Origin of the sequence: Fibrobacter sp. UBA7003 (genome assembly GCA_002449765.1) — a bacterium.
Taxonomy (GTDB): domain Bacteria; phylum Fibrobacterota; class Fibrobacteria; order Fibrobacterales; family Fibrobacteraceae; genus Fibrobacter.
In genome coordinates, this window is record DJXN01000008.1 from 93,451 (window position 1) to 117,899 (window position 24,449).

The window sequence follows — 24,449 nt, forward strand, 5'->3', positions numbered from 1 at the left end:
TTTTGTAAATTGTAATCATGAAGTTTAATGCGACCCTACTTGCATTGTTTTTGGGTGTATTCGGTCTTGTTCCGAAGTCTTTTGCTGTAGATACGCTTGAAGTATTTGCGCTGCGCATCCAGTTCCAGAAGGAAAACCCGGATAACTCGCTCACTACGGGCGACGGCACTTTCGATTCCGACAAGAAGAACAAGGATGCCTATAGTCTGGATCCTCCCGAAAACCGCGGCACGCCCTTGTATTGGCTCAAGCATTTTGAATTCGCCAACAATTATTTCAATGCGGTGAGCGGCGGGAACCTGGTCGTGAAGGCGCGCGTGTTCCCGGACCCATCCACGGGTTCTTCCGTCTATACGCTGGCCAAGCCGATTATCGACTACAACCGCACGAGCAAGAAGAAGGGCGAAAAGACGGCCGAATATGACGAGGCCCGCAGTCGCGACTACCTCACGTTCATTTACGACGCCATTGCCGCTGCCGCCGCAGATTCCTCGGAGGCGGGGCCGTTCCGCATTCCGGTTTCGAAGAATCCGAACGTGAAGCGCGCGTACATGATTATACACGCGGGCGCAAGCCGCCTTGTGGATGGCGGAAGCATGGGCACGAAGGGTGCGGACACTCCGGGCGACTTCATGGACATCTACATTGCCGGTGACGACTGGCAATACCTGCAGGCAGATTCCGCGAGGAGCAAGGCCGCAAAACCGGTAATCGGGCTTACGAGCGTCGGCGATACCGCGACGACGGGAATCCGCATTCCGGGCGGTGCTGTCGATACGCTCCGTTCGGTAATGGTGGTGAGCGAGACTGCCTCGCAGGATGGCCTCAACTGGGGCGTAAACGGAATCATCGTGAACCAGATTGCGCGCGAAATCGGGCTCCCGAACACCTACGACGTGGTGAAGGGAATCAGCCGCCTCGGTTATTACGACGTGATGGATTTTGCGGGCTACAATGCCGGCAACGGGTTCCTGCCTTCGCTGCCTGCCGCGTGGGAACGTGCCTACATGGGCTGGTCGCAGGTGAAGGAAGTGCGCCCGGTGGCAGGGAAACCCGTGACGGTGGATATCGCAGCCGCGGGTACGGGCAAGGGAACCGAGATTGTAAAGGTGCCGCTCAGCGCGAGCGAATACCTGCTGATTGAAAACCGCCAGCGCAGCTGGAACAAGGAAGGAACGGTCGACGTGGCAGTGGACAGGCTGACTCCGAATGCGGAGTCGAGCGTTCGTACGGTTCCCGTGGATAGCCTGAATCTCGTGTTCGAGGACAGCGTTTGCGTGAAGGGCAAGTGCAACGAGAACAAGAAGAAGGCGAAGGGCCTGATTGTCGGGCTCGATTCCTACGATGCGGGGCTGCCGGCGAGCGGTATCGTGGTGTGGCGCGTGAACGACTGGTACCTGCGCGAGACGTTGCCGTACGGCATTGCGAACTTCTGGGGCGGCGATACCCTGCGCGACCACCAGTTCGGGGTTGCGATGGTGGAGGCCGACGGCATGCTTTCCATCGGCAAGACGTTCAAGAACGCGCTCGGCGAGGACATGTACGATTACGGAAGCGGTACGGATTTGTTGCCGCACCTGCGCTATTCCGAAAAGAAGAAGTACGATACTGTCAAGAGCATCGGGCCCTCGGGCTACGCGAACACGATGACCTCCATGGGCGGCTATACCGGCGTGAAGATTACGGTGAACGTGCCGAAGGATGCCCGCAAGGAAAAGACCGCGAACGCATTCATGGGCGATAGCGTGGTGAACTTTGCAGCACAGACAATCAGCGTGACGATAAGCATCGACGACGGGAGTATCGAGGGCGGCAAGTTCCCGCGTGAGATTGGCCTGAATTCGGCGGTGCGCGGCGCGGTGTTCGTGGACGACCCCGAAAACGAAGGGCAAAAGATTATCGTGGTGGGTGCCGAGGACGGAACGCTGCAGGCCTTTAATGCTTTGGGCGATACGCTGTTCGTTGCCGATACCGCGATTGTGCAGAAGTCGCTGAGCCGCGACGGAGCGGAGCGCGAAGTGCCGCTGTACCGCGTGGGCGCAAGCTACGGCCCGCTGGTGGGCATGGCGAGCGACGGCAAGGATGTTTACAGCCTGCATACCAAGAAACTCGTGAAGACGAGTTTTGCGGGCGGATTCCCGGTGCAGCAGGAAATTGACATCGATTCCGCGACGGCGGGGCCTCTGGTTTATGATGGAAAAATTATGGTTGCAGATAAAACGGAAGGAAGGAGCTTTGTGTGGACCTTTAGCGGGGCGTCGTTTGACGGGAAGTCCGCTCCTATACGTGAAATTCCTGCGCCCGTTGTCGATATGGCAAAGTGCTCAAGAACAGATGGTGCTTTCGCCTTTGCTTTTGTAACAGCCGGCAATTTTGTTTATGCGAAAGGACATGGAAAAAATCTGGGTGGCGCATCCGGTGAAAAGTGGAAAATTGCATGCACCGATTTGGACCGTGACGGGACAGACGATGTGATTGTGGTCGGTAGCCGCGGTACGGTGACTGCATACGGGCAGGGTAAAAATGAATTGAGAGCCCTCTGGACCAAGAGCTACAAGCGTGGCGCCAGCGGTACGAGCGGCCTCAAGGACGAGACTTCCGGCATTGCCATCGGCGACATAAACGGCGACGGTTATCCTGAAGTCGTATTCCTGGGCGATAACCTCGTGTATGCGCTCGACCGTTCGGGCCTCCCGATTGCGGGCTTCCCGGTGAAGATTTCCCGCGGCACCCCGGTTGCGGGATTCATGAGCGACCCGCTCCTTGTGGATGTGACGGGCGACGATATTCCCGAGATTCTTGTCCCGAGCAGCGACGGCCTCGTGTACGCCTATACGGGCAAGGGCACGGAAGTGAAGGACCAGTTCCCGCTTGCGGCCGGCAGCTTTGAATACCAGGATACGCTTGGGACAATCTACCCGATGAGCATATTCGTAGCGGACGCTGTTCCGGGCAAGAAGTCTGCGGGTCCCGAACTTTACGCACTGCATCGCAACAGCCTCTCCGCTTTCCGCCTGCGCAAGGCGAACGGGTCGGCCGCGGAATCGCCTGCGGCATGGACGCTCCCCGCGGGTGGCAACGAGCGCACGGGTTACTTTGATGCAAGCAAACTTGGCGACGTGGAGAAGGCGGAAGAGAAGGACGAGATAAGCGAGTTCTTCGTATTCCCGAATCCGGTCCGCGGCGGCAATGCGAAGGCGCGTTTTGAAATCGGTGCGGCCGCAAAGAATGCAACCCTTGAACTTTACGACATCACGGGCCTTTGCGTGTTCAAGCAGAAGATGGAAGAACCTGCGCAGGGCCGTAACCAGTTCGAGAATCTCGACCTGAAGCAACTCGGTTCCGATGTCTATACGGCGCGGCTCAAGGTAAAATTCAAGAGCGGCAAGACGAAACAGAAGCTTTACCGCGTGGGCGTGATTAAGTAGTCTTTGGAGGCGGAAAACAATGAAGGTTGTGTATAAACTAGCACTCGCGGGTTTGTTTGCCGCTTTCCTTTCCGCCTGTACTGCCGGCGGCGATCCCGTCGATGTCAAGCCCATCGAGCATGACTCCGACTGGTATTCTTCCGCGAAGCAGCCTTCCTCTGGCGATGGAAAGTCATCTGCCGGGGATCCTTCCAGTAGTGAATCCGGGAATGGCGGGGAACGTGATTCTTCTATCTACAATCTTCTGCGTTGGGTTGAATTCCAGGGCGGGAAGGCGAAGGTCAATTCTGTCGAGTTCTCTTTCAGTGCGTATTCCGTTTCGGCGACGGAAGTGACGCAGGCGGCATATGCGGAGGCGATGGGCGGCATGCCTGACCAGCCAAAGGATGCCCCCGAGAACCCCGTAGTGAATGTTTCCTGGTTCGATGCGGTACTCTTTTGCAATGAACTTTCCAAGAGCATGGGGCTCGATACGGCCTACGTCTATTCTTCCGTGGGCGCTGAGAACTACCTGCAGGATCTCGAAATCAATTACGGGGTGGAATCGTTCCGTCTTGCCACAGAAATCGAGTGGGAAATCGCTGCACATGGCGGTACGAACACGATGTTCTACTGGGGTACGGACAAGGCGTCGGACTTTGTGTATTACGGACAAACTTCTGGCCCCACGAGGGTAGGGAGTTATCCACCGAATCCTTATGGCCTGTTCGATATGGCGGGTAACGTCGCCGAATGGGTAAACGACTGGTACGGCGCATTCCCGACGAAGACCATGGACAATTACACGGGTGCCACTTCGGGTACGGCCCGCGTGGTGCGCGGTGGCGGCTGGAGCGACCCCATCAAGGACTGCGCTCCGGACGTGCGTGCGAAAAAGGACCCGCTCTATACGGCTCCGACACTTGGGTTCCGTGTGGTTTATTCCCGCGGACTGCTCTAATTTTGTTAGATTATAGCCCATGAAAAGGATTGTGCTTGCGACCCTTTGTATGGGTCTTTTTCTTGCCGGTTGCAATAAGGAAGAACCGGCTCCGTTGCCGGATTTGCCCAAGGTCGAGCTTCCGGAAACCATCGTGGGCTTCTATACCGGCCGCCTGCCGTGCGAAAACTGCAAGGTGCGCATGGTTCGCATGACGCTTGCCGAAGATAGCAGCGTGACGGTGATACAGAACATCATGACGGATTCCATGAAGACGGACACGCTTGCCGGCAGGTTCTCCATCGATTCGGGAAAGGTGGCCGTGGCGCTGTCGGAAGGAACCCGTTGGAATTTCCAGGTGGAAAAGTCGGGATCGCTTTCGCTCTTGACGGGCGCGGGTACCGTCTACGAGGATGAAAATGGCGTGCGGGTCGATCTCATCAGGATACTCAACCTCCCGTCTCAGAAAAAAACGGAACAGTAACGGAGAAGTAATATGCGTGCAAAAACTTTGATTGTGGATGATGAACCCTTGGCGCGTATGCGTATGCGTTCGCTCCTGGAAAAATATTCCGAGGATTTGGAAATATTGGACGAGGCCGGATCCGGTGCGCAGGCGATATCGAAAATCCGCGAACTGATGCCCGATGTGGTGTTTCTGGATATCCAGATGCCTGACATGGACGCGTTCGAGGTCCTGAAAAAGATCGAGGACGACGACATGCCGCTGATTGTCTTCACGACGGCCTACGAAAATTTTGCGCTCCGTGCCTACGAGGAAAATACGGTGGATTACCTGCTTAAGCCGGTCGATCCCGAGCGTCTCGAAGCCACGATGGAAAAATTGCGCAAGCGGTTCTCTGCGGTCGCGGAAAATTCGCAGATGCCTGCGGATTTTTCGTGGGAGAAGTTCCGTTCGCTCATGGCGCAGGGCGACGCCTACCTGCAGCGCATCCAGGTGAAGATCGGCGATAGGATTTTGCTCGTGAACGTGGACGAGATTATCCGCTTCCACAGCGAGGAAAAGTACACGACGGTCTACACGCCCACGAACCAGTATATTATCGACACGCCGCTGGTGGATCTCGAAAAGAAACTCGACCCGCGCCAGTTCGTGCGTGTGCATCGTGCGCACCTCGTAGCCATCGACTACATCTCCGAAATCCGCAAGTCGGACATGGGCCGTCTGGTCGTGCAGCTGCGCGACAAGGACAGGACGCAGATCCTCGTGAGCAGGAATTTCGTGAAGAGTGTCCGCAACCTCTAAGAATGGAAAGATATGGAAGAGCCTCCTAAGAATTTTTCGATAAAGAAATTCCTGAAATCGTTCCTGCGCGAAATCATCGTTCCCATCGTGCTTGCGCTCGTGGTTATCCAGTACGTTATCCAGGCGTTCCAGATCCCGAGCGGCTCGATGGAAGATACGCTCCATACGGGTGACTTTTTGCTGGGCCTCAAGTTTACGTACGGTTCGCCGATTCCTTTTACGAACCAGCATTTTCCGGGCTATGCCGAACCCAAACCCGGCGACGTGGTGATTTTCCGCTATCCCGGCGAACCGGAGTATCCCGACAACAATCCCGCGCGCTACACGCACCTGTTCAACGCGCTCATGTTCGGCAACTATTACTGGGATCACGAGCCGGAGAAGGGGAAGCCTCACCTGGTGCACTATGCGGACGGTCCGAAGGACTACATCAAGCGCTGTGTGGCCGTGAGCGGCGATACTGTGGCTGTCCATCAGGGGCGCCTTTCGATCAACGGCAAGGAACAGACGGAACTCCCGGGACGCGGCAAGCTCACGATGTCGTTCAGGAGCCATTCTCCGCGCGACGAACGAGAAAGCTTCGTGATTCCTTCCGTGGGCGATACCTTGTTCGTGGATTCGCTGTCGCTCGAAAAATTGTGGTGGCTCCGTTCCATCGTGCTGCAGGAAAATCCGGACAGCCGTGTGAATTTGGAACTTGCGCTGTGGAAAGATGGCGTAGAGGCGAACAACTACATATTCGAGGATTTCAATCTGCCCGTGGAAACGGATCGCGGGATGCTCCTGCAGGCGCTTTCCGGACTCAGGTCCAAGACGGACAGCAGGCCGGTCTGGGGCGATACGGTGACGGGGTCTGTGAATTTTGAGTTCTTCCGCAGGAACGCAGGGATCGGTTTTATCCCCGTCCCGATTCCGCCGGAAGCGCAGGGCTCGATGTCGCGCCTTGTCAGCTATGTCGGCTTCGAGGGTTCGCTGTTGCGTGATTTGGAAGGCAACGTGGCGATGCTTAATGCGCCTGCCGTTACCGTGGATTCCACGGTGGCCGACAGTGTCGCTTCCGATTCCGCTGCTGCAGAAAGCTCCTTCATGGAACCGTCTACGCAGCCGCGCTTCGAGATTCGCCGCCGCCTGCTGGTGGACGGAAAGCCGATCGACCGCTATGTTGTCCAGACGCCGCTCTTCTTTATGATGGGAGACAACCGCGACAACTCTGCGGATAGTCGCTACTGGGGATTCGTGACGCTCCGCAATATCCGTGCGAAGGCATTCGTAATCTACTTCTCCTTCGAGAACGATGACCAGGCGTTCAGCCTGGGGAACCCCTTTACCTGGTGGCGCATCCCGTTCAGGATCCGCTGGTCCCGCATCGGAAAGATTATTTCGCTGATAGACTGATGAAGTTTGGCCGTTCCGCATACGTTTCCGCCTTTGTCTCGTTGCTTGCCTGCATCGGGCTATGGGCGTGCGCGACTCAGGTGGCGCCCTCGGGAGGCCCTGCGGACAAGTTGCCTCCGCGGGTGGCTGCGGTCTACCCGGCCCTGAATACGACGAACCATCCCGAGGAACTCTATGTGAAACTCGAGTTCGATGAGTGGATTAACGCCTCGATTCCGCGCAGTGCCGTGTCCATTTCGCCCCCCATCGAAAAGAAGATGAAGTTCGAGGTCAGCGGGAAGACGCTGGAGCTTACGTCCAGGGCGGTTCTCGACACGGGAACGACCTATACGGTCACCTTCGCGGGCGGCATCAAGGACTTGCACGGCAACGCCCTTGCGCAACCGTTCCAGATAGTGTTCTCGACGGGCGACCATATCGATTCGCTTTCGCTTGAAGGGCGCGTGCTGGTGAACGATTCCATGGCGAGGAAGAAGATGTTCCCGAGCATCGGCCTCTTTTTGATGGGAGAATCCCGCGAAGGGCACCGCTATCTCGAAAAGTACCGCGATACGGTGACGCATGCGCTTGATTCCCTCCCGATGCTCACGAAGGAACCCCCGCTGTTCCTTACGCGTGCGGACAGCGCGGGCAACTTCAAGCTCACGGGGCTCAAGCCCGGACGCTACCGCGTTGTTGCCTTTGTGGATGTGAACGGGAACCAGAAAATTGAGCCTTCGATGGAACTTGCCGGTGTGTGGACGGACGACCTTGTGCTGACTCCCGAGACTGCGGATACGCTGTGGGTTCCCCTCGCGGACCAGGATTCCTCCAAGCTGGAACTCGTGTCTGTCTCACAGCCGTTTGCGAATGTCCTGGAAGCCTCGTTTTCCCGTCCGCTCTATTTCGATTCCGCATTCGCGGAACTTTCGAACTGCACGCTGACTTATCCCGACGGGCGTTCCGTACACCCCTCGGCGGTTTACCTGGGGGCATCTTCCGAAAAGCCGCAGTTCTATTTCGATTCGGTTCCTGCTCCTGAACTTACATACAAGTTTGCATGCAAGGTGGCGAAGGATTCCCTTTTCCGCGAACTCGATTCCCTTCATGCGGAAGTGGAACTCGAATGGGTCGAGAAGCCCGCCGACACGCTTGCCCCATCGATTGCGAAGACTAAGCTGCTTTCGAAAACGAGGTCCGCGTTCCCGGGCGATACGCTTGTCGTCGCTTACAGCAAGCCGGTCGATTCGCTTTTAGAAACGTTCCATATCGTGATAAATAAGGATACGTCCGAAGTGAAAATGCAACGCATAGACCCGGTCCGCTACATGGCCGTTCCTAAGGAACCGTGGCCTACGGACGTGACGGTCGGCTTCTTGAAGGGCTACAAGGATACGACGCTTGCAAAAGCCGACAGCAACGGCGTGCGCGATACGGTAATCGAGACTAAGTATCAGCAGCTTCTTAAGTTCGAGACGGTATCCAAGCTGAAGCTTGCGAAACTCAAGGGGCGCATCCCGAACGGGAACACGGACGTGACAGTTCGACTGATTGCGACCGAAAACAAGAATCCCTACTATGTCCGTTGCAACCGCGATGGGACCTTTGCCTTTGAAAATCTTGTGGAAGGCAAGTATTTTATTGACTACTACTATGCCGAAAGTGGCAGGCTGACTCCCGACGGCGGGACTCTGGCGCCATTCCGGTATGGCTTGCCGTGGCGCGCCCCGAACGATACGGTGCATGTGGCCAATGGTGAAAACGATATCAACAAGCTGTTGCCGAATTTGCCGGTGCTTCCGGAAAGAAAGAGGTAAATAATGGACAAGATTCCCGCATTTGTCGCGGTCGATTTGGAAACGACCGGTCTGGAATTTGACAAGGACGAAATTATCGAGGTGGCTCTCGTCCGCTTCGAGAATGGGGAACCCGTGGACTCCCTGGATTGCTTGGTCAAGCCGGCATCTGCCGAACTTCGGCCCTTCATCGAATCCTTGACGGGTATTTCGCGTGCGGACCTGGAATCGGCGGAAGATTTTGCAAGCCTCGCCGGGAAAATTTGCTCGTTTGTCGGCGACCTGCCGCTCGTTGCGCACAATGCGAATTTCGATTCCAAATTCCTGAAGCAATCCATGAAGAAGGTGGGAATCGCCTTCGACAATGTCCGCGTTTGGGATTCGCTTACCTTGTCCAGAATCGCCTACCAGGATGTGCCCAACCATAGGCTCGACACGCTTACTCAGGAACTGGGAATCGAACGTAGCCGCGCCCACCGTGCGCTTCCCGATGCGGATGCCTGCGGAAAGCTGTTCGTGATGGCCTACGAAAAAATCAAGGGGATGGACCCGTGGCTGCTTGATGCGTTCGGACGCATTGCCGAAGGTTCCGACTGGGAGATTTTATTCGAAAAGAAGGCGGGAGAATTGCCCGAAGCCAAGTTCGCCATGGCGGATGTCCCGTCGCAGGCGGGCTCGCTTCCGACCTGGAAAGCTCCTCGCGTGAGCGAATTCTTGAAGGAAGACGGCCTGCTTTCTCGCGTTGTCGAAGGATTCAAGCCGAGGCTGAACCAGCAGGACTACGCATCGTGCGTGGAACGCAATATGCACAAGGGCGGCCTCTGCGTGCTCGAAGCCCCGACGGGCTCGGGCAAGTCGCTTGCCTATCTCGTTTCTGCCGCGAACAAGGCGGTCACGGGCGAACGCGTGGTTATCAGCACGGCGACACATGCGCTGCAGAGCCAGCTGTGGAACAAGGACATTCCCTCGATCATGCCTCTCTACGAAGGCAATCTCGTGCCCGCGATCCTCAAGGGCCGCGACAATTACCTCTGTCTCCGCAAACTTTCGGAAATCCTTTCTGCACCGGAAACGCTTCTGGCTCCCGATGAACGCGATTCCTTCATGGCGATCCTGCCGTGGGCCGTTTCGACCCGGAGCGGCGACGTGGGCGAATGTTCGTCGCTCAGCCATTCCCGCAATCGCGTGCTGTGGTCCAAGATTTCGAGCAGCGCCTCTTCGTGTAGCGGCGAAAAGTGCCCCTACTATTCGAAGTGTCCCGCGCTTGCCGCCAAGCGCCGTGCCATGGCGGCGAACCTTCTCCTGGTGAACCACTCGCTGTTCCTTGCGGACCTTTCTCTCGATTTCGCGCTGCTGCCTTCGTACGAACATGTGGTGTTCGATGAGGCGCACAAGCTTCCCGATGCTAGCAACCAGTGCTTTGGGAGGACAGTCTCCTTCTTTGGATTCAGGAATGTGGCCAAGACGCTTTTGCCGACGAAGGATGGCCAGGGCGGGCTGCTCTCGGAAATCCGCTCGCGTATTCCCGAAGAGGATGCCGCGGCCCGTAGCGAGTGCGACCAGCTTACCGCCGATATTGCCGAGACGGAAAAGTGCCTGCATCGCTTCTTCATGAAGATCGGGAAAAAGCTCCAGAAGCAGAAAGCCGGAAGGGGAGGCTTTGTCTTTGCGAACGGGATCCTTGCCGAATACGAGGCGGACCCAAAATCTGTGCTGGACCAGTACGAAATTGCGAAGAGCCGTGCCGAGTCCCTGTTCGGGTTCGTTTCCGGAAACCCGCGTATGGAAGGCCTTGTGAAAGATGCCTCCGGCCGAATGGAAGAGCTCAAGCGTTTCATGGCCGATTTCGAATTCCTTGTGAAGGCTGGCCGTGGCGACTGGGTGTTCTACCTGGAAGAACCGTTCAATCCGCATACGCTCAAGATGCATGCCTATCCGCTCGATTCCGGCGATGTCTGGAAGTCCAAATTCTATCCGTGGGTAAAGTCTGCAACGTTCACGTCGGCGACGCTTGCCGTGCAGGGGGATCTCATGTATTTCTCGCAGCGCATGGGCCTTGTCGGCGCGGACCAGCCCAAGCGTCCGTTCCTCAAGGTGTTCAACGAACCGTTCAACAGCGATTCCAGACGCTCCGTGATGGTTGCGCGCTACCTGCCGAAACCCTCGACTCCCGAATTCGGCGATGCGCTGAACGAGACTCTCGTGCAGGTGCTCCCCGAAGTGGAAGAGAACACGATGGTGCTGTTCACGAGCATTTCCGCGATGATGAAGGCGCAGGCGGCGCTCGCTCCCGTTTTTGCGGCGAAGGGCAAACTCCTGTTGTGCCAGCACGTGGATGGCGCTCTCGACGGTCTCGTGGCGATGTTCCGCAAGTCGCGCGGCGCATGCCTTCTCGGCTGCCAGAGCCTGTGGGAAGGTGTCGACTTCCCGGGCGATGCGCTCAAGCTTTTGGTCATTACGAAACTTCCGTTCCCGAATCCGTCGGAACCGCTGGTCGCGGGAATCTCCGCCGACCTGAAGGCGAAGGGCGAGAACGTGTTCAAGAGCTACTACATTCCCGAGGCGTACATGGAACTGCGTCAGGGCCTGGGCAGGCTTTTGCGCACGGAAAACGATTCGGGCAAGGTGCTTGTTCTCGACAACCGTGTAGTGACCGAGGCTTACGGCAAGACGTTCGCTCGCATTTGGAACATGAAGCACGCTACCGCGAATACTGTCGACGACGTGAAGAAGTTCGTTTCTTGACACCCCTCGCCATATTTTCTAAATTTGCGTCCCCCTGAATGTTGTGTTTGGGAAGGGGTGTTCCTTTGATGTTTAGGTTTTTTGATGCTAGATCTCTTTAGTTATTTCGATGGCATGTCCAAGTCGCTGCTCCGCGATGTCCATGCGAAGGCGTATGGGAAAAAGGGGCTTCTGAACAATGCGCTCATCCAGTCCGAGGTGATGTCGTTCTTTAGCGACAAGAACCGCGCCGTCGAAAAATTTGCGGCGATGGAACCGTGGCAGCGTCGCGTACTGAACCTGATTTACCACAGCGTCTCTAGGGGCCTTACCTACAATGAGCTCCGCCTGACGGTCCACGTGAGCAAGGAGAAGGAACTGAGAAAGTTCCTGCTTGCGATGTGCAGGGACTTCCTGATTTGGAGGTCGAATTCTACGGGTGCGGCCGTATACCAGGGCTTCAGCGATTTTTCGAGGTGCTTCGAGATAAAGGCGGACGAACCGGCCGGGCTCGACCGCAATCTTGTCGATTACGGGAACCTGCTGAACTGGCACATTTGCATGGTGCTCTCGCTTGCCAAAAAGGGTGAGCTGCGGGTGAACACCAACGGTACGCTCCACAGGAGGAGCTTCCAGATTTGCACGAGCGCGTTTACGGCTGCATCCAAGATTTCGGAAAAGGCCGCCGAGAACGAGCTTTCGCTCATCTTCAATTTCCTCACGCAGAACGACTGGCTCGAACAGGAGAACTCCCTCCTGTACCCCTCCGAGAAGGCGACCGAGTTCCTGAAGACGAGTGGATTCCGCCTCCGTCAGTATGTCCTGTCGTGGTGGCTGAATGTGCGCTTCCGCGGCGATGCCGTGCATTGCAGGCAGCTGCTGAACGAGCTTGCCAAGGGAAGGAGCGTGTCCGAGGCGGCGTACCTCTTCTGGGTCATGGACCCCTCCTACCGGGTCCTCGAGTCGAGCAAGCACCTGGCCTGGGATTTCTTGCCGCGTCCGCTCCGTGAACTCTGGCTTCTCGGGCTCGTGAAGTTCCAGTTCCAGTCGGGCAAGGTCTCGGCCGTTGTGGTAAGCGGTGCGGGGAAGGAATGGATGGAAACGTCCGTCGTCCCGCAGCCCGAAGGGAATGTCTCGATGTTGCCGAACTTCGACATGGTCGTATCTACGGACACTTCGCCCTACCTGCTGTTCCTTGTCTCGTGCCTCTCCCGCGTAAAGAACGACGAATCCTTCCTCTGCTTCAACATCGACAAGGAAGGCTACCTCGCGGGGCTGAAGAGCGGCATATACGAATCCGAGATGGAGCAGTTCTTCAACTGGATCAAGCCGCCCGAGAACGTGCTCTCGACTTTCCGGGAATGGAACTCCTCGTTCTATGGCGCCCGCGTGAGTACGGTCCGGCTGCTGAAGATTGACGACCTGAAGATCCTGTCGGAACTGGCCAGGTTCCCGCATTTCATGGAATGTACGGAAGAATACATCCCGGGCTACGGTTTTATCTTGAACCCGAAACTCGAACACAAGGCTTTTGAAATCCTCGAGAGTTTCGGTTACTGTCCGTTCGTGGATCTGTCCGCGAAGGTTCGCGACCGCGCGCCTACGGAAGAATGGCGCAAGGATTTCACCATCGCCTGGCCCGAGGCGGGCAAGCCCGACTACGAACTCAAGGACGATATCGACGAGGCGTCTATCCAGTCTGCGCTCAATTCGACCAAGTACGGAAGCGTCTACCAGAAGCTGGATACGTTCGACCTGGTGAAGGTGCTCCGCTATGCGAAGATGGCGGGGACGTTCCTGGCCGCAAAGGTCAAGGATCCTGCCAAGCGTGCGGAAAAGGAACGCGAGATTGTCTTCTCCGTCCATGCGCTGCACCTAGCAAGGGCGCCGCTCAATGTCGATATCCAGGAACGCGGAGTCGAATCCATGCTTCCGCTTCCGCTTTCGTTTATCCAGGAAATCAAGGTCCTGCAGAAGAATATCTAGGCCCCCGCGGCGCCTCCCGCGCTAGGGAAGCGTCTGCGCGTAGCCCGCGATGTCCTTCATCTCGTCGAGCGAAATCTCGTCGTAGTAGGCTTCCATGTTGCGCTCTTCGTCGCCGAAGTTCATCTGGTACCAGAACGTGGGCATGTCCTCGCGTGCGCGCTCTCCTATGTAGGTGGGCTTCCCGGAGGGATTCACGTTTACGCGCCTGCCGTCTTCGCCGTGGCATGGCCTGCAGTTCTGGTAAAAGAGCTTTGCGCCGCGCTTGAGGTTTGCACCCTTTATCTTGCCGTTCTTGTCGAGCAGCTTGTACACGAGGTACGCCATGCGCGCATCCTCGCGGGTGAGGGTGTCCCCGGGGGATCCGGGGGCGGGCGCCTCCACCTGGGGGGCGCCGGCGCCTTCCGGCGCAGCCTCGCCCGCGGCGGCAAGGCCCGAGAGCAGCCCGTAGAAGGTGGCCGCCGCGATGAAAACATATGCATTTCTGCGCTTTTGCATGTAGAGAATATATAAAACGCCCAGGCTCTGGGGCTGAACTTGCTACTTTGTCCCCCATGAATGTGAAGTTGTTTTTGCCGACGGCCCTTTTTGTGTCCGTCCTTGCCTATGGAGGGCAATCCATGTCCATGCCCAAAGAAGAGTCCCTGCTTTTGCAGGGGCGGTGGAGTGTCAGTGAAGAATGCCTTTGTGCGAGTGCCCCCGCGGCATCGGTCTCCTTCAACGCGACGGCATCCGAAGTTTCGTTTGACATCGAGGGCGAGGCCCGGTTCCTTTTCGAAATCGACGGCAAGGCGGTGAAATACGAGACGGTGAACGACCGCAGGAAACTTTCCTTCAAGGCCCCGAAAGACAAGGCTTCCCACACCTACCGCCTCGTCAAGGTCAGTGAATCCAATCCGGGCAAGATCTGCATCCGCGGCATCGAACTCGGGAAGGGCGGTTCCTTCGGGCCGAAACCGAAGTCCTGGAACCGACGCATCGAATTTATCGGCGATTCCTTTACGGTCGGCTACGGGGTCGAGGGCAAGGGGCCGGAAGACGGCACGCCCTTCGAGAAGACGAACGCGAGCAAGAGCTACGCCTTCCTGCTTGCCGAAGGCTACAAGGCCGATTACCAGGTAAACGCCGTGAGCGGTCGCGGGCTCGTGCGCAACTATGCGAATATCGTCCCCGAGTGGACGCTCGAGAATTTGTACGAATACACGATGATGGGCACCCCCGAACAGGAAAAGGATGCCGAACGCTGGAATTTCGAGAAGTTCCATCCGCAGGTCGTGGTCGTGTTCGTGGGCATCAACGATTTCCAGGGCGAGCCCCCGTATGCGGACGTGGGCAAGTTCAAGGAAGCGTATGCGAAACTGCTGGATAAGCTCCGCGCCCTGCATCCCGGCGTGAAGTTCCTGCTCGTCGCGACGAAGACGTGGCCGAATGACGACCTGGGCGGCGTTGTCGAGAGCATCTACAACGACCAGGTGGCCGCGGGGAAGAACGATATTGTGTATAAGTTTGTTTACACCGAGAATACCGCCTTGCACGGTCACCCGAGCGAAATGTCGCAAAAGGAGCTCGCGAACACTCTCAGACCCCTTGTCGGGCGCCTTGGCGGGTGGCTTTCGCGGTAGCGGGCTGGTTTAGGAATCCGTAATATGTTATTTTTGGAGGTATATCGGTAGGAAGGAACATGTCGAGAATCATGGAGAAAATATACGCCCTATTCAGGATGAACATCCTGATTTTCGTCCTATTGGCTGCGACGGTCATTGCGCTGTTCGCATACAAGAACGGTTTGGACGATATTACGTTCCTGAACCTTTCTGATTACGCCTACGTGATTCCCGAGACGGACAGCGCGGACGGGGGTGCTTCCGCGGTCGCCCTTACCCGTACGGATTCTTCCATCATTGTCGACTACGAACTCAAGGAAGGCTACGCCTACCCGTATGCGGGCGTGAAGATCCTCCTGGGCGATGGCAAGACCAAGGGCCGCGACTTCTCCAAATACGACAGCATCTTCGTGTGGATCAAGCCCCGTGGCGAGGGAACGGTCCGCCTCTACCTGCGCGGCTACGATGCCGACTTCTACCGCGAGGGCGACGAAGGTTCGCTCAAGTTCAACGAAATCGAGTTCTTCCCGCTCGAAGAGACTTATCCCGCCGTGTTCGTCCCGCAGGAATTCCGCGTGGCGTCCTGGTGGGTCGCCCAGAACGAAATCAACGTCCACAAGGCGCGCGTCGACCTCTCGAACATCCCGCTTATCGAAATCCAGACGGGCACGAACGCCCCGCTCGGCTACGGCACGCTCGAAATCCGCGGACTCTGCTTCAAGGGCAAGAAGATCCCGTGGGCCGACCTTGTGACCATCATCGTCGCGGTCTGGTTCGTCACCTTCCTTATCATCCTCGTCATCCGCTTCTTCGACTACAACCGCGAGCGCGCCGCGAACAAGAAGCGCCAGGAAGAACTGGAGCGCTACCTCGAGGCTCTCGAAATCGAGAAGAGCGAATACGAGAAGTCCAGCCGTACCGACCCGCTTACTGGCTGCCTCAACCGCGCCGGTTTCGGCAGTGTGCTCTTGCGCGAACAGGAAAACCTCAACAAGAACGGTTCCTCCGTCTCGTTCGTGATGCTCGATATCGACCATTTCAAGGAAGTGAACGACACCTACGGCCACAGCGTGGGCGACGAGGTGCTCGTGAACCTCTCGAAGCTCATCCAGGGCAAGATCCGCAACAGCGACAGCCTGGTGCGCTGGGGAGGCGAGGAATTCGTCATCCTCTGCGGCGACACTCCCATCCAGAACGCGCAGTTCCTGGCCGAGAAGCTCCGTATCGCCATCGAGAAGGCCCAGCTCATCAAGCAGCAGACCATTACGTGCTCGTTCGGCATTGCGGAGATGATTCCGGGCGAAGATCCCAAGAAGCTGTTCGAACGCGCCGACAAGGCCCTCTATGCCTCCAAGGAAGGCGGCCGCAACCGCGTGACGAGCGCGACCTACAAGCGCCAGAACCGATAGCCTATGCGCACGCGTCTTTCCCTTGCCCTTGCGGCGTTGTCGCTTCTGCTCGCCTCGTGCGCACACAAGGAGCCGGAGGTCGATTTCAAGCCTATCCAGCTGTCGTGGAACGCCCTCTCCGAGGAGGCCGAGAACCACCCGGAAAAGGACGCCTGTGTGATTGCCGTCACCGCAAAAATGATGCGCGAGAGGGCGGTCCTGGACTCGAAGTCCGAGGTGCTGGACTACCTGGTGAACTACGATCTTAAGGGCGGTATCCTCGAATTTGAGGGTTTTTGCGGGGTTTCGGCTTCCCGTGAATCCCCGGAGTGCCGCTGGACGGCCTCATGCCCTAGCGCCGAAAATGTCGTTGTAAAATTTCACAACGGAGACTAGCCCCTAATACTACCTTTTTGGCTTGCGCTGTTTTATTTTTAATCTGTTAGCCCACAAGACTTTGCGGGCCACCCCGAGGGGTGATTCCAGAGGATATTTTTGTGAAGCCGATTTTTGAATATACAGACTACCGCGAATGGATCCGTGACGCATTTGACGACTTCAAGCAGCGCAAGAGCGTCATCTCCTGGCGTTACATGGCGATGAAGCTCGGGGCGGACCCGGGCAACCTTTTGCGCGTATCCCAGGGAAAGATCCACCTCACGCTCTCTCTCGTGAAGCCCATGGCGGAATTCTTCGGGCTCGACGAGAAGGAGACCGCCTACTGGACCGAACTTGTTTGCTTCGGCCGCGCGAAGACGGATGCCGAGGCGCTGAACCATTACGAGAAGATGCAGATCCTGAAGGGAATCCCCCTCAAGAGGCTTGCGAAGAAGGAACTCGAGTTCTACCGCAACTGGTATTGCAACGCCATCCGCTCGATTATCGGCATCTGCAAGTTCAAGGACGACTTCGAGGGCCTTGCGGAGAGCTGTACGCCCCCGATTACGGTGGAAGAGGCCAAGAGCGCCGTAAAACTTTTGTATGATTTAAACATGATTTCGAGGGATAGGGATGGATACTGGAAGGTGAACGATACCTTCGTGAGTACCGGTGGAAACTGGCGCTCCGAGGCTGTCCGCACGTTCCAGAAGGAAACCATCCGCCTTGGCGGCGAATCCCTCGAACGCCATGCGCCTCCCCTCAGGGACATTAGCACGGTGACGATGACGTTCAACATGGACGACATCGCGCTCATCCGCGAAAAGATCAAGGAGTTCCGCAGCGAGCTTCTGCGCATGTCGCAGGAAGGCGATGGCGACGATACGGTCTTCCAGCTGAATGTCCAGCTGTTCCCGATTGGATTTGCGAAGAAACTACAGGAGAAGGAAAAATGAAAAAGTTGCTTCTTCTAATGCCGATCGCCCTTATGGGGTGGTTCTGTTCTTCCGCGCCCGATGAATTTACGAAAGGTCCCGGCAGCGAGACGACGAACGGACTTGCGCTTATCGACGGCAAGCCTGCTTCCTATGCGTCTGTCGCGCTCCGGAAGGTCAACTTCCGCGCTTCGCAGGCAGTCGAGGAGAACGCCCTCGTGGTGGCCGACGGCTATGCAGACGAGAAGGGCGCCTTCGAGGTGAAGATTCCCGAGGAAGGCGAGTACCGCTTGACGGTGGTCCATCCGGATGGAGTCGCGTTCTCCAAGGTCGTGACCCGCGCCGATTTCAGTGAATCGAACGACAAGGCTTCCCCCGACACGGTGAACCTCCTCGCGACCGCCCTGATGGCTGGAGTCGTGGATGTTCCCGAAGGCAGTTCCAATGTCTGGGTGGGCGTGCTCGGTACCGACGTGCTCGTGAAGACCGATTCGAACGGCTGGTTCGCGTTGTCCGCGCTCCCGGCGAACGATTCGCTGCACCTCTATTTCGTTGACGGGGACTACGACAAGACCCTGGACGAAAAGACCTTGTACCTGAAGCCCCGCGAATCCGTGCTGAAGGATTATCGCGCTCCCGATCCCGATGAAGGGAAAATCGTCGCGCTCCTGAAGGACGGTACTCCCGCTGCCTATGCGACGGTCGCCCTCCGTGCCGCGGATGCGATGGCCGAAGAATTCGCCGTCCAGAGCATGGTGGTGGATTCGGATGTCCGCACCGATGCGAACGGCAAGTTCACTATGGAATGGCCCAAGAAGGGTGATTTCCGACTGACGGTCGTTTCGGATGGCTTCGCGTTCTCGAAAGTCTTCGATGCGGAAGATCTTCCCGATCTCGACACTATCAGGCTTTCTGCAACCGCTTCCATTTCGAGCAAGGTAACGCTCCGCTCTACGACTGATTTCCTGTGGGTGGGCGTGCGTGGCCTCGACATGCTTGTGAAGACTAACGATGTGGGTGCCTACGTACTCCCGAACGTGCCTGCCGACGATTCGCTTTCCATCTACTTCGTCGCATCCGACAGCCTGAACAGCCTCTACACGGAATGGAAGACCTCCGTCGAACCCAGCAGTACGCAGTTCCTGAACCCGGTGAAGGTGCTGCAGGATTTCGAGAAGGATGGCGAAGGCTGGTACCTGAATATCGACCTCCTCAAGAAGGGTACCGAAATCAAGCCGGCCAACAATGTGGCGGAAGGTATCGTCTACGATTCGACCCGCAAGTCGAAGGTGTTCCACGGTACATACAAGCTTGCCAACGACGATTACGCATGGGCCCTTGTCGGAACGTCTTTCGAACACTACATGAATCTCTCCGAAATCGATTCCGTGGTGTTCTACGCGAAGGGCAACGGCAACATCAGGCTTTCGCTCGAGAACTATATCGATGATAGCAAGAACCTGAAGGCCGCGACTGAATGGATCCCGCTCTCCAAGGACTGGAAGCGCATCAGCGTGAACCCGGCAGAACTCTGCGTGGGTGCCGCGGCAACGGAAACTTGCTTCACCTCGTGGAGCGGCGTCAAGAGCTGGGTCAAGCAGTTCCACATCTTCGTGCAGGACGGTTCCGAGTTCTACATCGACGACGTGATTCTCTACGGCGCACTGTTCTAACGCACATGAAAATGTCCGAAAAGCCCCTGCTGGGGGCTTTTTTATTTGATATTTGAACAATGCCGCCATTGTTTGTAAACGCGAATTTAAGTATCTTTGGATTATGGAAAATCTTGAAAAAGAATCTGCTATAGCGCAGGACTATCTTGCCCGCATTGCCAAGGAAGCGGAAGCGAAATTTGACGAACACCTTCCCCCCGTAAGTGACCGCCCGTGCCGCCTGCACGAGGCTATGCGTTATTCCATGTTTGCTGGTGGGAAACGCTTGCGTCCGGGCCTTGCAAAGGCGACGTTCGACATGTTCGGCGGCAAGGGCGAGAAAATCTGGCTTGCGACATCTGCGCTCGAGATGCTCCACACCTTTAGCCTCATCCACGACGACCTGCCCTGTGTCGATAATGACGACTACCGTCGCGGAAAGCTCACGAACCACAAGAAGTTCGGGGAGGCGACTGCCGTCATGGCGGGAGACGCCCTGTGCGTGCAGGCTTTCGAACTGATGGGCAAGACGGGCGATGCCCAGGCGATAGAGCTGCTTGCCCACCTGCTCGGTACCTACGGCATGATCGGCGGCGAGATGACCGATATCGAATGCGAAGGCAAGACGGTCGACCTCGAAATTGTGGACTACATCCATTACCACAAGACGGCTGCCCTTATCGAGGCTTCGCTCCAGGTGGGTGCGATGCTGGCTGGCGCCGACAAGAAATCTATCGAAGCTATCCGCGATTACGGACGCTCCATCGGGCTTGCCTTCCAGATTGTGGACGACATCCTGGACATTGTTTCTACGACCGAGGAACTGGGCAAGGATGCCGGTTCCGACATCGAGAAGGGCAAGGCGACTTATCCTTCGCTGGTCGGACTCGAAAAGTCCCGCGAGCGTGCGCACGAACTCTACGAAGAATCTCTCCTTGCCTTGGATAGGTTGGACTGCGACACCTCCATCCTCCGCGCGATTGCCGCCTTCATCATTACACGGGTTAAGTAATGGAATTGAAAGACGTAAAGTCTCCCGAGGACATCAAGCACTGCTCCTTGGACGAATTGAACCGGCTTGCATCGCAGGTCCGCGAAACCATCATCGGGCAGGTCTCGAAGCATGGCGGGCATCTTGCGTCTAGCCTTGGCGTCGTGGAGCTCACGCTTGCGCTCCATTACGTGTTCAACGCCCCGGACGACAAGATTGTCTGGGACGTGGGACACCAGGCTTACGTGCACAAGCTTCTGACGGGTCGCTACGACCGGTTCGACACGCTCCGTCAACAGGGCGGCATCTCCGGGTTCTTGAAGCGCTGCGAAAGCGAATACGACTGCTTTGGCGCGGGGCATGCGACCACCTCCATTTCGGCGGCGCTCGGTTTTGCGGTTGCCCGTAACCATTTCAACCGCAAGAACAACGTGGTGGCGGTCATCGGTGACGGCTCCATGACTGGCGGTATGGCCTACGAGGCCCTGAACAATGCGGGCGTCTCGAAGCAGAACATGACCATCATCTTGAACGATAACAAGATGAGCATCGCGCCGAACGTGGGCGGGTTCAGCAAGTACCTGAACCGCGTTATATCGGACCCGGTCTACAACAAGATGCGTTCGGACCTGGACCGCCTGATGAAGAGGCTTCCGGGTGTGCTCGGCAGCCGTTTCCGTGATTTGTTCCTGCAGGTGGAAACGGCCGCGAAGAATGCGGTGAAGCCCGGAACGTTCTTCGAGGACCTGGGCGTCCGCTACTTTGGCCCGATCGACGGCCACGATATCAACGAACTTATCATGATCCTTCAGAGGGTCAAGAACCAGCCCGGTCCCTGCATTGTGCACGTGCTTACCGAGAAGGGCCGCGGCCTCAACGCTGCCGAGAAGAATCCGACGAAGTTCCACGGTACGGGCCCGTTCGATCCCGAGAGCGGACTTCCGCTTTCGCCGGGCAGCCCGAATCCCTCGCTGACAAGCGTGTTCGGCAAGACGCTTTTGGAACTTGCGAAGAAGGACGACCGCATCATGGGCATTACGGCCGCGATGCCGACTGGCTGCGGCATGGATATTGTCGCGAAGGAACTGCCCGACCGTGTCATCGATGTGGGCATCGCCGAAGAGCATGCGGTTACTTTTGCCGCGGGGCTCGCCTGCGATGGCGTTGTTCCCGTCGTGGCAATTTATTCGAGCTTCATGCAGCGTGCCTACGACCAGATTATGCACGACGTGGCGCTCCAGAACCTGCATGTCGTTTTCGTCCTCGACCGCGCAGGGCTTGTCGGAGCCGACGGCCCCACGCACCATGGCGCATTCGACCTTTCGTTCCTGCGTACCGTGCCTGGCCTTACCATCATGGCTCCGAGCGACGAGAACGAGCTCCGCGACATGATAACGGCCTCCATCGACATGGAAGGCCCGGTTGCCATCCGCTATCCGCGTGGCACGGCGCTTGCCGAATCCCTTGCCCCGGTAAGCGACAAGCCTTTTGACGCGAAACTCCCGAAGGTCATCGAGCAGGGGAAGGATATCTTGCTGCTCGGTGCGGGATTCATGACAAACGAACTCAAGAAGACGGCAGAAATCCTGAAGCAGAACGGATACAGCCCGACGCTTGTGGATGCGCGCCTTATAAAGCCGCTTGATACGCAATCTTATCGGGGCCTGTTCGAAAACCACAAGGTCATCGTCACGCTCGAGGACAATACCCGAATCGGCGGCTACGGTTCTGCCGTGTCGGACCTGCTCGAGGATCTCGGCTATACGGACAAGAAGGTGTTCCGCTTTGGCTTGCCGGATCGTTTTGTGGAACAGGGCGAAATTAAGGAATTGTACAAACTACTTAAAATCGATGGCGAATCTGTCGCCAGACAGCTGATGGAAAAATTATGAGCGAAGAAAACAAGCGCACAGTGAGAACGACTTTGAACCGCAAGTTCGGAGTTAGCGAAAAAAGAGACGAACGTCGCCCCCGCCGTGACGACGATTCCCGCACGGATGCCGGCGACCGCCCGTTCCGCAGGGAAGAACGCCCTGTATTCAAGGGCTCCGACCGTCCGGGATTCCGAGGCGACCGCCCGCGCGGTTTGCGCGAAGACGGACGCCGCCGTGAAGATGGCGAAGGCCGCTTCAGCCGCGAACGCCGTCCCCGCAGCTTCGGGGATCGCCCCTTCAAGAAGCGCTTCGACCGCGACTCCCGTCCGTTCCGCGCTTCTGGCGACATGGGTGCTCCCGTGTACCGTCAGCGTCCCGAACAGAAGGCCGACCTTGTCGACGAGAATATCGACGAATCCGTATTGGAGACTCGCGCCGCCCAGGCGGAACAGACTGCGTCTTCCGAGGCGAATCCGCCCTGGTTCCGCAAGCTCCTGGCCATTACGACCGAGAAGGGCCGCGAACGCGAAGGCCGCTTCCTTGGCGAAGGCGTGCATGTCGTTGACGAACTTGTCTCCCGTCATCGCGAAATTGTGATTGCCGTGTATGTCGTCGAAGGATTCGAGGACGAGAACCTCATCGAAAAAATCAACGACGCCGAAGTCACGCTCCACGTGCTCACGCCGGAACAGATGAAACAGCTTTCCTCGACGGTTACTCCGCAGGGGATTATCGCCCATTGCCGCATCGCGAACACCAAGCCCGTCTACGAGGCGAGCCGCAGCGTGCTCACGCTCGTTGACGCCGTGCAGGATCCGGGCAACCTCGGGACGCTTTTTCGTACGAGTCTCGGTTTCGGTTCCAACGGCATGGTGCTCGGCCGCGGTACGGTGAGCCCGTTCAACCCGAAGGTGGTCCGCGGCTCCTCGGGCACGTTCCTGCGCGTTCCCTTCGAATTCGATATCGACCTCGTGGACCACATCAACTTCCTGCGCAGCAAGGGCTATACCATCATTGCGACGGACCTGCACGCAAAGCAGAGCCTGAAGGAAATTCCGAAGCACAAGCTCCGCAAGATGGCCTTCCTCGTGGGGAACGAGGGCGCAGGCACCAATCCGTATTTCATCGAGCTTGCCGACGAGACGGTGAAGATCCCGATGAGCAGCGAACTTGAATCCTTGAATGTTTCCGTGGCGCACGGAATCCTCAGCTACGAAGCCGCGCAGATCCAGGAGGAACTCAAGTAATGGCGAATTTCCACGAACTTCTCGAACAGAGAATCGCGAAGTGCGGGAACCCGGTATGCCTCGGCATGGACCCGGTCTTGAAGCTTATCCCGCTCGAAGGCAGTGCCGAAGAGAAGATCAAGCGCTTCTATTCCGACATTCTGGAATGCGCATTGCGCCGTAACGTGCAGCCCGCCGTGGTGAAACCCAACAGCGCCTACTACGAATGCGTGAGCGTGCAGGCGATGCTTGTGCTGCAGCAGCTGATTGCCGACTACAGGAGCGCGGGCATTCCCGTTATTCTGGATGCAAAGCGCGGCGACATCGGCAAGTCGAGTGCCGCGTATGCGACTGCCGCCTACGACGTGTACAAGGCAGATGCCGTGACGGTTTCGCCGTGGATGGGTGCCGATTCTGTCGGCCCGTTCATCCGCGAGAACTCCGAAAATGGCGCCTACGTGCTGCTCCGCACGAGCAACAAGGGTGCTCACGATTTTCAGGACATGACGGTCGTCCGCAGCGATGACCCGCGCGACAATGCGCAGGCGTTCTACTCCGTTGCCGACAAGATTATGGAATGGGACGGAAGTCTCGGGTACCTGGGTGCAGTCGTCGGTGCGACGCATCCCGAGGAACTCGAACAGATTACCGCCTACACGGTCGCGAAGAAGCACGAAATCCCGTTCCTGATTCCGGGCGTCTCGATTCCGGGAGTGCCGGGAGGACAGGGCGGCGACGCGAAGACCGTGCTTACCGCAATCGCGAACGGCGGCGGCAAGCGCAAGTTCCACGTGCTCAACAGTTCGAGCGGTCTCAATTTTGCATGGCAGCGCAACAACACGCCGTCGAATTTCGCGAACGACTGTATCGACGCTCTCGAAAAACTGGCCGAGGCCTGCGCGCTATAGGG

18 protein-coding genes are annotated in these 24,449 nt (G+C 57.3%); 17 read left to right on the forward strand and 1 reads right to left on the reverse strand.

The genetic code is table 11. From position 1 onward, the window contains the following. Nucleotides 1-17: 17 nt before the first annotated feature. From B2952_RS05970 to B2952_RS06005, 8 genes are all read left to right on the forward strand, one after another. Nucleotides 18-3,428, forward strand: coding sequence for an FG-GAP-like repeat-containing protein (locus B2952_RS05970; protein WP_290735291.1), 3,411 nt, complete (start codon nt 18-20; stop codon nt 3,426-3,428). A gap of 19 nt (nt 3,429-3,447) precedes the next feature. Then, nucleotides 3,448-4,368, forward strand: a complete 921-nt coding sequence (locus B2952_RS05975; protein WP_290735294.1) for a formylglycine-generating enzyme family protein — start codon at nt 3,448-3,450, stop codon at nt 4,366-4,368. A 19-nt stretch (nt 4,369-4,387) separates the two neighbouring features. Next, complete coding sequence (locus B2952_RS05980; RefSeq protein WP_290735296.1) at nt 4,388-4,831, forward strand: copper resistance protein NlpE N-terminal domain-containing protein; 444 nt, start codon at nt 4,388-4,390, stop codon at nt 4,829-4,831. A gap of 12 nt (nt 4,832-4,843) precedes the next feature. Beyond that, a complete protein-coding gene (locus B2952_RS05985) occupies nt 4,844-5,614 on the forward strand; it encodes a LytR/AlgR family response regulator transcription factor (RefSeq protein ID WP_173365617.1) in 771 nt (256 codons plus the stop codon). 12 nt (nt 5,615-5,626) lie between these two features. Next, entirely contained in the window at nt 5,627-7,009 is a 1,383-nt protein-coding gene (gene lepB, locus B2952_RS05990; protein ID WP_290735299.1) for a signal peptidase I, read from the forward strand. Further along, nucleotides 7,009-8,805 carry an Ig-like domain-containing domain gene (locus B2952_RS05995; RefSeq protein ID WP_290729515.1) on the forward strand — a complete coding sequence of 599 codons (1,797 nt, stop codon included), beginning with the start codon at nt 7,009-7,011 and terminating at the stop codon, nt 8,803-8,805. The genes lepB and B2952_RS05995 overlap by 1 nt, the downstream gene beginning before the upstream one ends. Before the next feature lie 3 nt (nt 8,806-8,808). Beyond that, on the forward strand, nt 8,809-11,529 hold the full coding sequence (locus B2952_RS06000; protein WP_290735301.1) for a helicase C-terminal domain-containing protein: 2,721 nt from the start codon (nt 8,809-8,811) through the stop codon (nt 11,527-11,529). A gap of 84 nt (nt 11,530-11,613) precedes the next feature. Next, complete coding sequence (locus tag B2952_RS06005; RefSeq protein WP_290725489.1) at nt 11,614-13,494, forward strand: hypothetical protein; 1,881 nt, start codon at nt 11,614-11,616, stop codon at nt 13,492-13,494. A gap of 21 nt (nt 13,495-13,515) precedes the next feature. Here B2952_RS06005 and B2952_RS06010 read toward each other — a convergent pair whose 3' ends face one another. Then, a complete protein-coding gene (locus tag B2952_RS06010) occupies nt 13,516-13,989 on the reverse strand; it encodes a c-type cytochrome (protein ID WP_173365612.1) in 474 nt (157 codons plus the stop codon). 122 nt (nt 13,990-14,111) lie between these two features. On the opposite strand from B2952_RS06010, the gene B2952_RS06015 reads away from it, so the two are divergent. From B2952_RS06015 to pyrF, 9 genes are all read left to right on the forward strand, one after another. Beyond that, complete coding sequence (locus tag B2952_RS06015) at nt 14,112-15,113, forward strand: GDSL-type esterase/lipase family protein (protein ID WP_290729509.1); 1,002 nt, start codon at nt 14,112-14,114, stop codon at nt 15,111-15,113. A 59-nt stretch (nt 15,114-15,172) separates the two neighbouring features. Then, on the forward strand, nt 15,173-16,504 hold the full coding sequence (locus B2952_RS06020) for a GGDEF domain-containing protein (protein WP_173365610.1): 1,332 nt from the start codon (nt 15,173-15,175) through the stop codon (nt 16,502-16,504). Nucleotides 16,505-16,507: 3 nt separating this feature from the next. Next, the gene (locus tag B2952_RS06025) at nt 16,508-16,879 is read left to right on the forward strand and encodes a hypothetical protein (protein ID WP_290735306.1); all 372 of its coding nucleotides are present in this window, start codon (nt 16,508-16,510) and stop codon (nt 16,877-16,879) included. A gap of 101 nt (nt 16,880-16,980) precedes the next feature. Continuing rightward, nucleotides 16,981-17,817 (forward strand): TIGR02147 family protein, encoded by an 837-nt coding sequence (locus B2952_RS06030; protein WP_173381745.1) that lies wholly within the window; start codon nt 16,981-16,983, stop codon nt 17,815-17,817. Continuing rightward, nucleotides 17,814-19,469: a hypothetical protein gene (locus B2952_RS06035; RefSeq protein WP_173381744.1), complete on the forward strand. Its 1,656-nt coding sequence runs from the start codon at nt 17,814-17,816 to the stop codon at nt 19,467-19,469. Before B2952_RS06030 ends, B2952_RS06035 begins: the two co-directional genes overlap by 4 nt. Before the next feature lie 103 nt (nt 19,470-19,572). Further along, complete coding sequence (locus B2952_RS06040) at nt 19,573-20,460, forward strand: polyprenyl synthetase family protein (RefSeq protein ID WP_173381743.1); 888 nt, start codon at nt 19,573-19,575, stop codon at nt 20,458-20,460. Then, nucleotides 20,460-22,331, forward strand: coding sequence for a 1-deoxy-D-xylulose-5-phosphate synthase (dxs, locus tag B2952_RS06045; protein ID WP_290729498.1), 1,872 nt, complete (start codon nt 20,460-20,462; stop codon nt 22,329-22,331). Before B2952_RS06040 ends, dxs begins: the two co-directional genes overlap by 1 nt. Beyond that, nucleotides 22,328-23,560, forward strand: coding sequence for a TrmH family RNA methyltransferase (locus tag B2952_RS06050; RefSeq protein WP_290735309.1), 1,233 nt, complete (start codon nt 22,328-22,330; stop codon nt 23,558-23,560). Before dxs ends, B2952_RS06050 begins: the two co-directional genes overlap by 4 nt. Further along, a complete protein-coding gene (pyrF, locus tag B2952_RS06055; RefSeq protein ID WP_290729492.1) occupies nt 23,560-24,447 on the forward strand; it encodes an orotidine-5'-phosphate decarboxylase in 888 nt (295 codons plus the stop codon). Before B2952_RS06050 ends, pyrF begins: the two co-directional genes overlap by 1 nt. Nucleotides 24,448-24,449 lie beyond the last annotated feature (2 nt).

What these genes read in the sequence shown, in the direction of transcription:
- B2952_RS05970 (WP_290735291.1), top strand. Translation starts at nt 18, where the DNA reads ATGAAGTTTAATGCGACCCTACTTGCATTGTTTTTGGGTGTATTCGGT.
- B2952_RS05975 (WP_290735294.1), top strand. Translation starts at nt 3,448, where the DNA reads ATGAAGGTTGTGTATAAACTAGCACTCGCGGGTTTGTTTGCCGCTTTC.
- B2952_RS05980 (WP_290735296.1), top strand. Translation starts at nt 4,388, where the DNA reads ATGAAAAGGATTGTGCTTGCGACCCTTTGTATGGGTCTTTTTCTTGCC.
- B2952_RS05985 (WP_173365617.1), top strand. Translation starts at nt 4,844, where the DNA reads ATGCGTGCAAAAACTTTGATTGTGGATGATGAACCCTTGGCGCGTATG.
- lepB (WP_290735299.1), top strand. Translation starts at nt 5,627, where the DNA reads ATGGAAGAGCCTCCTAAGAATTTTTCGATAAAGAAATTCCTGAAATCG.
- B2952_RS05995 (WP_290729515.1), top strand. Translation starts at nt 7,009, where the DNA reads ATGAAGTTTGGCCGTTCCGCATACGTTTCCGCCTTTGTCTCGTTGCTT.
- B2952_RS06000 (WP_290735301.1), top strand. Translation starts at nt 8,809, where the DNA reads ATGGACAAGATTCCCGCATTTGTCGCGGTCGATTTGGAAACGACCGGT.
- B2952_RS06005 (WP_290725489.1), top strand. Translation starts at nt 11,614, where the DNA reads ATGCTAGATCTCTTTAGTTATTTCGATGGCATGTCCAAGTCGCTGCTC.
- B2952_RS06010 (WP_173365612.1), bottom strand. Translation starts at nt 13,989, where the DNA reads ATGCAAAAGCGCAGAAATGCATATGTTTTCATCGCGGCGGCCACCTTC.
- B2952_RS06015 (WP_290729509.1), top strand. Translation starts at nt 14,112, where the DNA reads ATGTCCATGCCCAAAGAAGAGTCCCTGCTTTTGCAGGGGCGGTGGAGT.
- B2952_RS06020 (WP_173365610.1), top strand. Translation starts at nt 15,173, where the DNA reads ATGTCGAGAATCATGGAGAAAATATACGCCCTATTCAGGATGAACATC.
- B2952_RS06025 (WP_290735306.1), top strand. Translation starts at nt 16,508, where the DNA reads ATGCGCACGCGTCTTTCCCTTGCCCTTGCGGCGTTGTCGCTTCTGCTC.
- B2952_RS06035 (WP_173381744.1), top strand. Translation starts at nt 17,814, where the DNA reads ATGAAAAAGTTGCTTCTTCTAATGCCGATCGCCCTTATGGGGTGGTTC.
- B2952_RS06040 (WP_173381743.1), top strand. Translation starts at nt 19,573, where the DNA reads ATGGAAAATCTTGAAAAAGAATCTGCTATAGCGCAGGACTATCTTGCC.
- dxs (WP_290729498.1), top strand. Translation starts at nt 20,460, where the DNA reads ATGGAATTGAAAGACGTAAAGTCTCCCGAGGACATCAAGCACTGCTCC.
- B2952_RS06050 (WP_290735309.1), top strand. Translation starts at nt 22,328, where the DNA reads ATGAGCGAAGAAAACAAGCGCACAGTGAGAACGACTTTGAACCGCAAG.
- pyrF (WP_290729492.1), top strand. Translation starts at nt 23,560, where the DNA reads ATGGCGAATTTCCACGAACTTCTCGAACAGAGAATCGCGAAGTGCGGG.